The sequence below is a fragment of the Streptomyces misionensis genome (assembly GCF_007896895.1).
Classification (GTDB): domain Bacteria; phylum Actinomycetota; class Actinomycetes; order Streptomycetales; family Streptomycetaceae; genus Streptomyces; species Streptomyces misionensis_A.
The window spans coordinates 1-12,475 of record NZ_VOGW01000087.1 but is presented as its reverse complement, the minus strand read 5'-3'; the positions used below and the strand labels follow the sequence as shown (position 1 = coordinate 12,475).

Annotated in this window: 14 protein-coding genes; 3 read left to right on the top strand and 11 right to left on the bottom strand. The window is 72.3% G+C overall.

Features of this window, described 5'->3' with window-relative positions:
* Positions 1-53: 53 nt before the first annotated feature.
* From FRZ03_RS14810 to FRZ03_RS14795, 4 genes are all read right to left on the bottom strand, one after another.
* A complete protein-coding gene (locus tag FRZ03_RS14810) occupies positions 54-806 on the bottom strand; it encodes an AIM24 family protein (protein ID WP_146465622.1) in 753 nt (250 codons plus the stop codon).
* A gap of 19 nt (positions 807-825) precedes the next feature.
* A complete protein-coding gene (locus FRZ03_RS14805) occupies positions 826-1,503 on the bottom strand; it encodes an AIM24 family protein (RefSeq protein ID WP_146465621.1) in 678 nt (225 codons plus the stop codon).
* Positions 1,504-1,514: 11 nt separating this feature from the next.
* Positions 1,515-2,738: a TerD family protein gene (locus FRZ03_RS14800; RefSeq protein ID WP_146465620.1), complete on the bottom strand. Its 1,224-nt coding sequence runs from the start codon at positions 2,736-2,738 to the stop codon at positions 1,515-1,517.
* Between the two features lie 167 nt (positions 2,739-2,905).
* Positions 2,906-3,475: a M48 metallopeptidase family protein gene (locus FRZ03_RS14795; protein ID WP_146465619.1), complete on the bottom strand. Its 570-nt coding sequence runs from the start codon at positions 3,473-3,475 to the stop codon at positions 2,906-2,908.
* Between the two features lie 342 nt (positions 3,476-3,817).
* On the opposite strand from FRZ03_RS14795, the gene FRZ03_RS14790 reads away from it, so the two are divergent.
* Together FRZ03_RS14790 and FRZ03_RS14785 are read left to right on the top strand one after the other, a co-directional pair.
* Positions 3,818-5,044 (top strand): TOMM precursor leader peptide-binding protein, encoded by a 1,227-nt coding sequence (locus FRZ03_RS14790; protein ID WP_146465618.1) that lies wholly within the window; start codon positions 3,818-3,820, stop codon positions 5,042-5,044.
* The gene (locus FRZ03_RS14785; protein ID WP_146465617.1) at positions 5,037-6,416 is read left to right on the top strand and encodes an ABC1 kinase family protein; all 1,380 of its coding nucleotides are present in this window, start codon (positions 5,037-5,039) and stop codon (positions 6,414-6,416) included. Before FRZ03_RS14790 ends, FRZ03_RS14785 begins: the two co-directional genes overlap by 8 nt.
* A 46-nt stretch (positions 6,417-6,462) precedes the next feature.
* On the opposite strand, the gene FRZ03_RS14780 is transcribed toward FRZ03_RS14785, so the two are convergent.
* The 5 genes from FRZ03_RS14780 to FRZ03_RS14760 all read right to left on the bottom strand — a co-directional run bounded on the left by FRZ03_RS14780 (position 6,463) and on the right by FRZ03_RS14760 (position 10,376).
* Positions 6,463-6,675: a hypothetical protein gene (locus FRZ03_RS14780; RefSeq protein WP_146465616.1), complete on the bottom strand. Its 213-nt coding sequence runs from the start codon at positions 6,673-6,675 to the stop codon at positions 6,463-6,465.
* Positions 6,676-6,815: 140 nt separating this feature from the next.
* A complete protein-coding gene (locus FRZ03_RS14775) occupies positions 6,816-7,139 on the bottom strand; it encodes a hypothetical protein (protein ID WP_146465615.1) in 324 nt (107 codons plus the stop codon).
* A complete protein-coding gene (locus FRZ03_RS14770; RefSeq protein WP_146465614.1) occupies positions 7,136-7,504 on the bottom strand; it encodes a WhiB family transcriptional regulator in 369 nt (122 codons plus the stop codon). The genes FRZ03_RS14775 and FRZ03_RS14770 overlap by 4 nt, the downstream gene beginning before the upstream one ends.
* A 171-nt stretch (positions 7,505-7,675) precedes the next feature.
* Positions 7,676-7,999 (bottom strand): hypothetical protein, encoded by a 324-nt coding sequence (locus FRZ03_RS14765; RefSeq protein ID WP_186785428.1) that lies wholly within the window; start codon positions 7,997-7,999, stop codon positions 7,676-7,678.
* Between the two features lie 163 nt (positions 8,000-8,162).
* The gene (locus FRZ03_RS14760) at positions 8,163-10,376 is read right to left on the bottom strand and encodes an ATP-dependent DNA helicase UvrD2 (protein ID WP_261399053.1); all 2,214 of its coding nucleotides are present in this window, start codon (positions 10,374-10,376) and stop codon (positions 8,163-8,165) included.
* 197 nt (positions 10,377-10,573) lie between these two features.
* On the opposite strand from FRZ03_RS14760, the gene FRZ03_RS14755 reads away from it, so the two are divergent.
* Complete coding sequence (locus FRZ03_RS14755) at positions 10,574-10,816, top strand: mycoredoxin (protein ID WP_074993197.1); 243 nt, start codon at positions 10,574-10,576, stop codon at positions 10,814-10,816.
* A gap of 43 nt (positions 10,817-10,859) precedes the next feature.
* Here the strand turns inward: FRZ03_RS14755 and FRZ03_RS14750 are convergent, their stop codons facing one another.
* On the bottom strand, positions 10,860-11,486 hold the full coding sequence (locus FRZ03_RS14750; protein WP_146465612.1) for a class I SAM-dependent methyltransferase: 627 nt from the start codon (positions 11,484-11,486) through the stop codon (positions 10,860-10,862).
* Between the two features lie 10 nt (positions 11,487-11,496).
* Positions 11,497-12,441, bottom strand: a complete 945-nt coding sequence (gene nudC / locus FRZ03_RS14745; RefSeq protein ID WP_146465611.1) for an NAD(+) diphosphatase — start codon at positions 12,439-12,441, stop codon at positions 11,497-11,499.
* Positions 12,442-12,475 lie beyond the last annotated feature (34 nt).

Sequence of the window (12,475 nt, the reverse complement as noted above, 5' to 3'; positions counted from 1 at the left end):
GAAGGCGAGGAGGGGCGGCCGCCGGGCGGTCGCCCCCTCACCCGTTCACCCGGTCAGCTCCAGACGTTGCCGCGGTTCTGGCCCCGCGCGCCCTGCTGGCCCATCCCCCACTGGCCGGCGATGCCCTGGATCTGCGCGTTCTGCGGCGGCAGCAGCTCGCTGGGCTGCACCAGGGCGAACCCGGAGCCCATGAAGCTCAGCTCCCAGCCCTCCCCGGTGTTGCCGCGCCGGCGCCACACCCCGGAGGAGTGCGTCTGGGCCTGCATCTGCACCCGCAGCCCGGTCGACCAGGCGACGATCGCGTCGGCGTCGCAGTTGACGTACCGGTCCGGGGTGACCTGCATCAGCAGCGGCGCGCCCGAGGTCATCAGGGCGACCCGGCCGCGCCCGGTGATGTTCAGCTGGTACTTCCCGGAGCCGGAGATGCCGTAGAGGCTGTCGACGGCGACGACCTCGTGGTGCAGCGAGGAGTCCATGGCGAGGACGTAGGAGCTGTCGACGGTCAGCCCCTCCGGCTCGACGTCCATGAGGTGCACGTGCTGGGCGAGGTTGGCCAGGTAGACCGTGCCCTGTCCGTGACAGCGCATCAGGTCCAGGCCCTCGCCGGTGTACGCACGCGCGCGCTGCTGGTTGCCGCTGCGGTACTCGGCGTCGAACTCGACCAGGCCCTGGTAGGCGACCATGGTGCCCTTGCGGGCCAGGATGTCGTCGTTGCCCTCCAGGACGACCCGGAGCAGCTGCGAGTTCTGGAGGCTCCAGCGCTCCTGCGTCTGGTTGTCGTTGTAGGCGAAGATCGGGCTCTGCATGGCGTGTTCTGACTCCCCCTCAGCCCCGGAACCGCAGGCGGTCGGTGCTGTCCTCACTGGGCTGGACGACGACGATGCCCTGTCCGGAGAAGGCCATCTGGTAGGCCTCGCCGCTGCCCCGGCCGATCAGCGACTGCGCCTTGAAGCTGCGCTTGCCCTTGACCTTCAGGTTCGGCGACCAGGCGACGAGCGCGTCCGGGTCGACGTAGGTCTCGTCCTCGCCGCCGCAGTCGACGACGATCGGCGTGCCCCGGGAGGTCAGCGCGACCCAGCCCTGCCCGGTGATCCGCGTGTTCCACAGGCCCTGCCCGGCGAACTTGGCCAGCCCCTTGACCCGCTCCACGCCCCAGCTGAGGTGGGCGTCGAAGGCGAGCAGATTGGTGGCGTTGACGGAGATGCCGTCGCCGTTGAGGTTGATCACGACGACGTTGGCGCCGTAGTCGGCGAGGTAGAGCAGTCCGTCCCCGGAGCACTTCATCAGCGGAGCGCCCTCACCGGTGATCCAGTCGCGGGCGATCTGGCGCACGGCCGGCGGGTTGGGCTCGTACTGGACGAAGCCCTCGTAGGCGACCATCGACCCGACCCGCGCGAAGAGGTCGTTGCCGGTCTGCATGGCGACCTTGAGCATGTGGTCGCCGTGGTTCTCCATGCGGGCGGTGACGGGCGCGGGAGCGAAGCCCGCGAGCGGCTGGTTCATGACGGGCTCCCTCAGACCTCGTACGGCTGGACGACGATGAAGTTGCCGGGCGCGCCCCGGAACTGCAGGTTGACGCTTTCGCCGGTGTCACCCAGGTAGGCGTTGCGGCGCATGCGGACCTGGCTGGAGACGATCACCTGGGAGGCCGCCGACCAGGCCACCACCGCGTTGCAGTCGGCGAAGGTGGTCGGGGTGACCGGCAGCACCACGGGCTTGCCGTGCGTCTTGACGACGATGGTGCCGGTGCCCTGGAACTGCATGGTGAACAGCGCGCCGCCCGGGATGCCGTGGCCCTCGATGCGGCGGACCTCGTACTGGAGGCCCTCGTCGAAGGCGAGCACGTTCTCCGCGGAGACACAGATCGCGTCGCCCTGCAGTTCGACGGGGTGCAGGTCGGTGGCGTTCTCGGCGAGGAACACCTGGCCCTGGCCGCTGCAGCGCATCAGCTGCATCTCCTGGCCGGTGGCGTTGCCGACGATCCGTCCGGCGAAACCGGCGCCCTTGTAACCGAAGTCGACCTTGCCCTGGTAGAGCACCATGCTGCCCTGCTTGGCCAGCACCGGCTGGCCGCCGACGCCGAGGTCGACCCGCATGAGCTTCTTGTTCTGCGGGGTCCAGCGCTGCCCGGTGGGCGTCTCCTTGAACTTCTGCAGCGCGGCCCCCACTCCGGCGCCGCCCTGCGGGGCGGCGGGCGCCTCCTCCTGCTCCTCCAGCACCTCGCCGCCGAAGTTCCTCAGCAGCGCCTCCAGACCGCCGTCGAATCCCTGTCCGACCGCGGCGAACCGCCAGCCGTCCTTGTAGTAGAAGTCACCGAGCATGACGGCACGCTCGGTGGAGAACTCCGCACCGTCGAAGGAGTAGCGGGCGACCTCCTCGCCGCCCGCGACGATCCGCAGATAGCCGGGGCCGATCTGCGACATCTGCCCGGCGCCGTCGACGGTCGCCGTGAAGGACAGCTTGCGGATGTGCGGGGGGATCCGGTCGAGCGTGACCCGGAACGACTCCGTGTCGCCCGCCTGGGCGCCGAGCAGTTGGAGGGACTCCTCCGGCGACTTCGGCTGGTTGAAGAAGATGAAATACCGGTCGTCCGAAAGCCGTTCGTCGGCGTCCAGCCCGAAGCAGCTGATGTCGAAGGTCAGTCCGGGGCCGGCGATCTGCACGCCTACGTACAGATCGGTGCCCGCGGTGAGGTCACTGATCCTGGCCTTGTGGCCGCGTTGGAAGTCCCTGGCCATGCGATACGACCGTCCCCCATCCCGAATATGAGTGCGTCGCGCCAGGCTAACGGCTGTGACCGACAACCGCCCCCGCCGGTCCACGTCGGTACAGACCCGGTACACAACCGGAGCCCGCCGCTCGCACGGAAGGGCCTCGGGAGGCGGTCACACACCCGCGGACCCCGTCACTCGCCCCGCGCGCCGGGGACGTGCGGCAGCCGTTCGGCGGCGACCACCCCTTCCAGGTAGCCCCGGGCTCGCTCGGTGCGCGGATAGGCCTCCAGCAGCCGCCAGAAGTCGGCCCCGTGACCGGGTACCAGAAGGTGCGCCAGTTCGTGGCAGAGCACGTAGTCGATGACGTACTCGGGCATGCCCTGGAGCCGGTGCGAGAGGCGGATGCTGCCCTCGGCGGGGGTGCACGAACCCCAGCGGGTGTTCTGGTTGGTGACCCAGCGCACGGAGGCCGGGCGGGCGCGGCCGTCGAAGAACTGGGCCGACAGCCGCTCGGCGCGCTCGGTCAGCGCGCTGTCGCCGAGCACCCGCCGGCTCTCCTGGGCGGCGAGTTTGTCGAGCATGACGGTCACCCAGCGTTGTTCCTCCGCCTTCGACATCCGGGCGGGGATCAGCACGACAGTGCGATCGCCCTCGCGGTACGCGGAGACCGTCCGGCGGCGCCGGGCGCTCCTGCGGACCTCGATCGCGCTCGTCGTGCCGCGCTGTGTCTGTCCGGCGCGGTGCAGTGGGTCGGCGGGCACGCCCCGACGTTACCCGCTGGGCCCGGGCAAAGTCCCGGCTCCAGGACGGTTCGGTGCGGATCCCCCACCGCGGGTTTGATTTGCACGACGACCCAAGTATCCGATTTGCACCTTTTACACAGCTTTGCTCCCATCATCTCCGCTTCCGCTCCCGCCACTTGCCGTCGCTCCCGCCGTCACCCCTGCCGGTTCATATGAAGAATTCCCTCGCCTGTGGATAACTTTTCGCGCCTCGTCGGTCGGGCGGGCATGCTGGCAGATGTCGGCGGAACACGACCGATTCCGCCGGAGTCTCGGCCAATGCCCAGAAACACGGACACAGACACGGATACGGGGGCCGTCATGCATCCGATGGTGAAGCCCGCGCTGCGGCGCGGCTGGCGGGATCTCGGCACGGTGCAGTTCGGGATGACCCCCGCGCACGCGCTGACCCTGGGTCCGATGGACGCCGCCACCGGCGGCCTCCTCGACCTGCTCAACGGCACCCGGGGGCTGCCGCTGCTGCGCGCGGAGGCCCGCCGCCTCGACCTTCCGGACGGCCGGGTCGACGCCCTGGTGGACCGGCTGGCCCGCGCGGGCCTCGTCGACGACGCGCGCGGCGGCGGGCAGGCCGCGGACGCGCTGCGCGGGAAGACGGAGGTGCTGCGGCGGCTGCGCCCCGATCTGGCCTCGCTCTCCTTGACCACCACCGAGCCGGGCGGCGCGCTCGCCCGGCTCGCCGCCCGGCGCGCGCTGCGGGTCCGGGTGCGCGGCGCGGGCCGGGTCGGGGCGGTGCTGGCGGCGGTGCTCGCGGGCGCGGGCGTCGGCGAGGTGGAGGTGCTCGACGAGGGGCGGGTGCGGCCGGAGGACGTGGCGCCCGGCGGGCTGCCCGCCGAATCGGTCGGCGAGCCCCGCCGGACGGCCGCGGCGGCCGCCGTCCGCCGGGCCGCCCCGGACCGCCCGCCCCGCCGCGCCCACTCCCCCGGGTCCGGTGCCGCGGAGCCCGGGCTCTCCCTGGTGATCCTCGCGCCGCGGGACGAGGTGGCCGTGCACGCCCCGGACCCGCGCGCCGCCGAGCCGCTGCTGGCCTCGGGCACCCCGCATCTGTACGCCGGTGTGGTGGAGGGCACGGGCGTGGTCGGCCCGCTGGTGCTGCCCGGCGAGACGGCCTGCGCCGGCTGTCTGCACGAGAACCGCACGGACCGGGACCCGGCCTGGCCCCGGCTGCTCGCCCAGTGGCGCTCCGGCGGCCCCCGCCACGCCGGGGCCTGTGACCTGGCTCTCGCCACGGCGGTCGCCGGGCTGGCCGCGGCCCACGCCCTGGCCTTTCTCGACGGCGCGTCGCCGTCCGGCACTGGCGCCCGCTGGGAGGCGTCCCTGCCCGGCCTGACCTGGCACGCCCGCCCTCTGTGGCCGCATCCGGCCTGCCGCTGCGGCGCCGCGGAGCGGGCCGGTAAGAAAGCAGAGGCGGAACACACACCGACCCGCGGGCTCTCACGCGCGACAATGGCGGTGCAACGGCCGTCGACGGAGCGGGCACGCGAAGCGGGCGCGGCACGGCCGACAGGGACTTGGAGGGCGCATGTCTGATCTTCCCCGCAAGGCGGTCACCCGTACCGCCAAGCTCGCCGCGCTCCCGCTCGGCTTCGCCGGCCGGGCGACCTGGGGCCTGGGCAAGCGGATCGTGGGCGAGTCCGCGGAGATCGTCGGCCGGGAGCTGCAACAGCGCACGGCGGAGCAGCTCTTCAAGGTGCTCGGGGAGCTGAAGGGCGGGGCCATGAAGTTCGGGCAGGCCCTGTCCGTCTTCGAGTCCGCGCTGCCCGAGGAGGTCGCGGGCCCCTACCGGGCGGCCCTGACCAAGCTCCAGGAGGCGGCACCGCCGATGCCGACCCGCACCGTGCACGCGGTGCTGGAGGAGCAGCTGGGCGCGGACTGGCGCGAGCTGTTCGAGGAGTTCGAGGACAAGCCGGCGGCCGCGGCCTCGATCGGCCAGGTGCACCGGGCGGTGTGGCACGACGGCCGTGAGGTGGCGGTCAAGGTGCAGTACCCGGGCGCCGGCGAGGCCCTGCTGTCCGACCTCGGCCAACTGGGCAGGTTCGCCCGGTTGCTGGGGCCGCTCATCCCGGGCATGGACATAAAGCCGCTGATCGCCGAGTTGCGGGACCGGGTCTCCGAGGAGCTGGACTACGGGCTGGAGGCCGCGGCCCAGACGGCCCACGCGGAGGAGTTCGCGGGCGACCCGGACGTGGTGGTCCCGGCGGTGGTGCACCAGTGCGATCAGGTGCTGGTGACGGAGTGGATGGACGGCGTCCCGCTGTCCGAGGTCATCGCCGACGGCACCCCGGAGCAGCGGGACCGGGCCGGCCAGCTGCTCGCCCGCTTCCTGTTCTCGGGCCCCGCCCGCACCGGGCTGCTGCACGCGGACCCGCATCCGGGCAACTTCCGGCTGCTGCCCGGCGGCCCGGACGGCGAGGACGACTGGCGCCTCGGGGTTCTGGACTTCGGCACCGTCGACCGGCTCCCCGGGGGGCTGCCGGCCCCGATCGGGATCTCCCTGCGGCTGACGCTGGACGGCGACGCCGAGACGGTCTACGAGCTGCTCTGCGAGGAGGGCTTCGTCAAGGAGTCGATAGAGCTGGACCCGGACGCGGTCCTCGACTACCTGCTGCCGATCATCGAGCCGGCCCGTGTCGACGCGTTCACCTTCACCCGCTCCTGGATGCGCAGCCAGGCCGCCCGTATCGCCGACCCCCGCTCACCCGCCTACCAGCTGGGCAAGCAGCTCAACCTGCCCCCGGCGTACCTTCTGATCCACCGGGTGACCCTGAGCACGATCGGCGTCCTGTGTCAGCTGGGCGCCACGGTCCGCCTGCGCGACGAGCTCGAATCCTGGCTCCCGGGCTTCGCCCTCGACGACCTGCCGGAGGACGACCCGGCCGAGGAGGAGCCGGCGGAGGCCTGACCCGGGGCCGCCCCGGAGCGGCCGGGGCACCTTGGGGGGACGGCCGTCACCACCACGCCGAGTCCAGCCGTCCCTCGATGGAGCGGAGGTTCTCGCGGGAGCAGGTGTCGCAGAAGTGGACCGGGGTGCCGTTCTCCACGGAGCAGGTCCAGGTGACCGGGTGGGGGCCGGGGGCGGGGATGCCGCAGCGGGCGCACAGCAGGGGTGCCGGGTGCTCCGGGGAGTCGCCCTGATCGCTTCCTGGGGGAAGACTCGTCACCCGGTGACGATAACTCCATGAGCGGCCGGCGGCGCGCAGAACGCACCGCGGGGGCCGGTCCGTTCGGCCGGACCGGCCCCCGCGGGGAGCATTCGCCTCCCGGTCCGCGCCGGGAGGCCACCGCTGTTCGGGTGCGGCTCTTACTGCATGACCGCCATGGCGAGCGCCCGGCGGGCGCGCAGCGAGGCGCGCTCCGCGCGGCGCTGCATCCGCTGGGCGACCGCCAGGCGCGTGGCCTGGCGTTCCCGGCGGGCGTCATGCAGGCGGTCGTGCATATGCGCACGTGCCAAGGCTTCTTGCATGAGTTGCATCTCTCGGGTCCTGTTCTGGCGCGCTTCGGTGGCGCCGGTGGTGCGGGAGTCTGGGGTCGCGGAGCCTGCGGGCTCGCTGGTGGACGGCTTCATCGGGGCCTGCTTCTTGGGGTCGTGCGTGAGGGGACGGTCGATTGTTCCTGCGGTGTTCATGCCGTGACCGGGTTCTTCCGCGGGCGGCCACGCGGCCGCTTCCGGGCGACGACGACACCCTGCACGAACAGCTCGCCACCCCAGACGCCCCAGGGCTCGCGCCGCTCCTTGGCCCCGGCGAGGCAGGCCTCGATCAGCGGGCAGGTGCGGCACAGGGACTTGGCGTACTCCACGTCCGCGGGCGACTCGGCGAAGAAGACCTCCGGGTCGTAGGAGCGGCACGGGACGGGTACGCCCAGGTTCTCGATGGCGTCGTCGAGCGCGGTGAGCGTGGTGAGCGGGATCAAGGTGGGGTCCTCCGTGAGACCGGGCGGGGGGATCGTTTGCGAAGGCGGTACGGACGGGGCGTGCGCTTCGAGTTGCACGGTTGGTCTTCCTCGTCTGGTCGTTCCGGCCGGTTGACCGGGTGGCGGCTGGTACCGGGTTCTTTTCTTGTCCCGAGGCCCCTTCGCGGTGTCCTCCCCGTTCGGGAAAAACTGAAGGGCCGCGGATCCCGGATGGGGTTCCGCGGCCCTGAAGGCGCCGGCCTGATCAGGTCAGGCTGGATAGCTCCAGGGTTTTGGCCCACGGAAGGCCCACATCTGGTGGTGCTGCGTCGTCTGCTTCCGGAATCCGGCACCGGCCGCCGCAAAGGCATAGGCGTCTGCCTGTGCCACTACCGCTTCCAGTGCCTTGGTCGGTCGCTCATTGCGCTCATCGCGGGCAGGGAGGCCCGCGGGAGCCAGGACGGAGGCCGGACGGACGGCACGAATGCCGGACAGACCGGTGCCCTGGTGGGAGGCGCCGAGCATGCACAGGGAGACGGTCGAGCGATCGGTCAGTTTGGCCGTGCTGGTGGTGCTGAAGTTGATGCTGATCACTGGACTCGCCTCCTCTCGGCGTCTCAGGGACTGGTGAACCAGTCCGTTTCGTATGTGCAAGTACATCACGGAGGCCGGGCCTTGGAGAAGGCCGCTGCTTCCGTGCCTAGAACCTATGGGGATTCGCGGCGCGTGCGCAAACTATTTTTTCGACGAGTTCGCATCAGCCGCCCGTGCCCTCGCCCCCAAGCTCTTGACCTGCGCAGATGGCCAGCACATCGGCTCCGTAGCTGCGCAGCTTGCGACTGAGGACGCCGGGGATGCGGGAGAGTTCGGCGGCGCTGTCCGGCCGGGCCTCCGCGATGGCCATCAGGGTGCGGTCGGTGAAGACGCAGAAGTCCGGCTGCCCGCTGTGCGCGGCCTGCGCCGCCCGCCACTCGCGCAGCCGCTCGTAGAGCCCCTCGTCCATGTCGGAGGGGCAGTCCTCGCAGCGCATCAGCTTCATCTCGCCGGCGTCGGTGAGGGTGCGGCCGCAGACCCGGCAGCGGGCCGGGGTGCGCTGGGTGCGCCGGGGCACCGCGGCCGCGGCCCCGGGCAGGACGCCGCGCTCGACACCGCCGGCGGCTCCTCCCGCGGCGGCGCGGCCCACGGTGGGGGTGGTGCCGGGGCGCAGCCCGTCGAGGAAGCGGCTGGGCCTGCGGGTGGCGCGGCCGCCGGGCGAGCGGGAGAGGGACCAGGAGAGGTGGAGGCGTTCACGCGCGCGGGTGACGCCGACGTAGAGCAGACGGCGCTCCTCCTCGATCTGCTCGTCCGTCTTCGCGTAGGTGATGGGCAGCATGCCCTCGGCGACGCCCACCAGGAAGACGGCGTCCCATTCCAGGCCCTTGGCGGCGTGCAGGGAGGCGAGGGTGACGCCCTGGACGGTGGGGGCGTGCTGGGCGTTCGCCCGCTCGTCCAGTTCCGCCACGAAGTCGCCGAGGGTGGCGCCGGGGCGGGCCACGGCGAGGTCCTGGGCGAGGTTGACCAGCGCGGCGAGGGACTCCCAGCGTTCCCTGACGGCGCCGGAGCCGGCCGGGGGCACGGGGGTCCAGCCGCCCTCGCCGGACAGCACGGCGCGGACCTGGGAGGGCAGGTCCACGGCGCCGTCCAGCAGGGAGTCGTTGCCGCCGAAGCGGGCGGCGCCGCGCAGGGCGATGCCGGCCTTGCGCACCTCGGGCCGGTCGAAGAAGCGCTCGGCGCCGCGCAGCTGGTACGGGACGCCGGCGTCGGCGAGGGCCTGCTCGTAGGTCTCGGACTGGGAGTTGGTGCGGAACAGGACGGCGATCTCGGCGGCCGGCACACCGGCGTCGATCAGCTCGCGGATGCGGCGGGCCGCGCCCTCGGCCTCGGCCGGCTCGTCGGTGTACTCGGTGTAGACGGGTTCGGGTCCGGAGGGGCGCTGGGAGACGAGTTCCAGCCGGTGGTCGGCGGCGCGGCCGTGGGCCTGGGCGAGCAGGCCGTTGGCCAGGCGGACGACCTGGGGGGTGGAGCGGTAGTCGCGCACGAGCTTGACGACGGTGGCACCGGGATGGCGGACGCGGAAGTCGAGGAGGTGGTCGGGCGTTGCTCCGGTGAACGAGTAGATGGTCTGGCTGGCGTCGCCGACGACGCACAGGTCGTCGCGCTCGCCCAGCCACAGGTCCAGCAGCCGCTGCTGGAGGGGGCTGACGTCCTGGTACTCGTCCACCACGAAGTGCTGGTACTGGGCGCGGATCTGTTCGGCGATGTCGTGCCGGTCCTGGAGGATGGCGACGGTGAGCAGCAGCACGTCCTCGAAGTCGATCACCGCGCGGTCGCGTTTGAGGTCCTCGTAGGCCGCGTAGAGGTGGGAGATCTCGGTGGGGTCGCGGGGCGACTCGCGGCCGGCCTTCGCTGCCGCGTACGGGTAGTCGGCGGGGATGGTCTGGGTGACCTTGCACCACTCGATCTCGCTGGTGACGTCGCGCAGCTCGCCGCGGTCGAGCCGGGTGCCGAGGCCGACGGCCGCGTCGGCGACGAGCTGGATCTTGCGGTCGACCAGCCGGGGCATGGCGCCGCCGATGGCTTTCGGCCAGAAGTACTGGAGCTGGCGCAGCGCCGCGGAGTGGAAGGTGCGGGCCTGGACGCCCTGGGCGCCGAGCTGGCGCAGCCGGCCGCGCATCTCTCCGGCGGCCCGGTTGGTGAAGGTGACGGCGAGGACGGTGGTGGGCTGGAGGATTCCGGCGCGCACCCCGTAGGCGATGCGGTGGGTGATCGCCCGGGTCTTGCCGGTGCCCGCGCCGGCCAGCACACACACCGGGCCGCGCAGGGCGGTGGCCACCTCGCGCTGCTCGGGGTCGAGCCCTTCGAGCACCGCGTCGGCGGAATCCGGGACGTCCGGTACCTGCGGGAAGAGAGGGGAGTGCGTTGCTGCTGTCACACCAGCCATGCTGCCAGGTCGCCCGGGACGGCCGCGCCGGTTGTCCACAGGCGGGGTCGGATGGTCGTACCGGTGCGGTGAGTGTCACAGCGGAGGCGGCCGGTCCCGGCGGCATACCCCCCGCGGGAATGGCGGCCCGGTCGCCCGCGTTCACTTCACGGACGACGTTTTCCCGACCTGCCTGAGGAGCGCGAGAGATGCAGGGCACTGTGACGATGTACAGCACGACTTGGTGCGGCTACTGCCGGCGGCTGAAGAGCCAGATGGACCGGGAGGGCATCGCCTACACCGAGATCAACATCGAGCAGGACCCCGAGTCCGCGGCCTTCGTGGAGAAGGCGAACGGCGGCAACCAGACGGTCCCGACCGTGCTCTTCGCGGACGGCACCACGATGACGAACCCGTCGCTGGCCCAGGTCAAGCAGAAGCTCGCCGCGTAACGGCCCGAGCTGCGCGAACGGCGGTTCCCGAGTCCGAAGCGGCTCAGGGGCCGCCGTTTCGTGTGTCGTACGACACCGGTTTGTCCCACACCAGCACGTACCGCCACAGCAGCCGGCGCCGGAAGCGGCAGCCCGGCAGCAGACGGCGGGCGGCCGCGCGGACCTCGCCCCAGGACAGGGAGGCGTCCCGCACCGGCATGCCGGCCGGGCCGCGCTTGCCGCCGCGCAGACAGGCGTACAGCCGGCTCGCGGGCACGCCGCATCCGCTGATCACCCGGTCCAGCGGGGTGTGGTTGCGGGCCAGGCCGACGATCACCAGCCGGCCGCCGGGCGCCACCAGCCGGGTCAGGCCGGCGATGGCCTGCTCGAAGCGGGCGTGGTGGACGACGGCGACCGCGCTCACGAAGTCGTGGGCGCCCAGCGGGGTGCCGTCGAGGTAGTCGGCCTCCAGGTAGGTGACGTTCCCGGGCGGGCGGGCGGCGCGGGCCTGCCGGATCATCTCCGGCGCGCGGTCCACACCCGTGACCTCGGCCGCGCGGCCGGCGAGCTTGCGGGTGAGGAGGCCGTCGCCGCAGCCGACGTCCAGGGCCGTGCGGCAGCCGCGGGGGACGGCGGCCAGCACGGCCCGGTGGTAATGGACGTTGTGGTTCCAGTACGGGTCCCGGGCCACCGGGAGTGCCTCAGAAGGAGGCCCGGGTCGGGAGGGGCTTGCCGTACCACATCTCGATCAGGCGGGCCGCGATGGAGATGCCGTAGGGCGGCAGCACCTGGCCGGACTCGAAGGCCTCGTGCAGTTCCTGGCGGGAGAACCAGCGGGCCTCGGAGATCTCGTCGCCGTCGACCTGGATGTCGGTGGAGGTGGCACGGGCCATGAAGCCGAGCATCAGGCTGGACGGGAAGGGCCAGGGCTGGCTCGCCACGTACTCGACGCCGCCGATGGTGACCCCGACCTCCTCGGCGACCTCGCGGCGCACCGCCTGCTCGATGGACTCGCCGGGCTCCACGAAGCCGGCCAGCGTGGAGAAGCGGCCCTCGGGCCAGTGCACCTGGCGGCCGAGCAGGATGCGGTCCTCCGCGTCGGTGACGGCCATGATCACCGCCGGGTCGGTGCGCGGGTAGTGCTCCGCGCCGCAGGCCTGGCAGCGGCGGATGTGACCGGCGGCGGCGATCACCGTGCGCTCGCCGCAGCGGGAGCAGAAGCGGTGGGTGCGCTGCCAGTTCTCCAGGCCGACCGCGTGCACCATGAGCGCGGTGTCGCGCGCCGACAGCAGCAGGCCCGCCTCGCGCAGGCCCGCCGGGCGCGCGGACTGGTCGATGCGGCCGGGCAGCGCGTCCTTCTGGAGCGCGAAGTAGGCCACGCCCTCCTCGTCGATGCCGAGGAAGTAGCGGTGCGCCTCGGTGAGCGGGGCCTCGAAGGAGGGGGTCATGACGAGTTCGGTCCGGCCGTCGGGCGTCTCGTCGATGAGGACCTGGCCGCCGGAGACCACGAAACAGCGGGTCGTGGGGTGGCTCCACGCCGCCGCGAGCCAGGCCTCGTCCAGCCGGTGGTGGGCGGCGCGGTCGATGCCGCCGGGGGCGGTCAGCGAGATGGGTCGGTCGGCTGTGTCGTCGGTCCAGGTGGTCACGGGTGCTTCCAACTCCCCCAGTGCGGCGGTTCGG

Bases quoted from the DNA above. Each gene is read 5' to 3' on its own strand.
- FRZ03_RS14800 (WP_146465620.1), bottom strand. From the start codon at position 2,738: ATGGCCAGGGACTTCCAACGCGGCCACAAGGCCAGGATCAGTGACCTC.
- FRZ03_RS14805 (WP_146465621.1), bottom strand. From the start codon at position 1,503: ATGAACCAGCCGCTCGCGGGCTTCGCTCCCGCGCCCGTCACCGCCCGC.
- FRZ03_RS14755 (WP_074993197.1), top strand. From the start codon at position 10,574: ATGCAGGGCACTGTGACGATGTACAGCACGACTTGGTGCGGCTACTGC.
- FRZ03_RS14775 (WP_146465615.1), bottom strand. From the start codon at position 7,139: ATGAACACCGCAGGAACAATCGACCGTCCCCTCACGCACGACCCCAAG.
- FRZ03_RS14810 (WP_146465622.1), bottom strand. From the start codon at position 806: ATGCAGAGCCCGATCTTCGCCTACAACGACAACCAGACGCAGGAGCGC.
- FRZ03_RS14785 (WP_146465617.1), top strand. From the start codon at position 5,037: ATGTCTGATCTTCCCCGCAAGGCGGTCACCCGTACCGCCAAGCTCGCC.
- FRZ03_RS14790 (WP_146465618.1), top strand. From the start codon at position 3,818: ATGCATCCGATGGTGAAGCCCGCGCTGCGGCGCGGCTGGCGGGATCTC.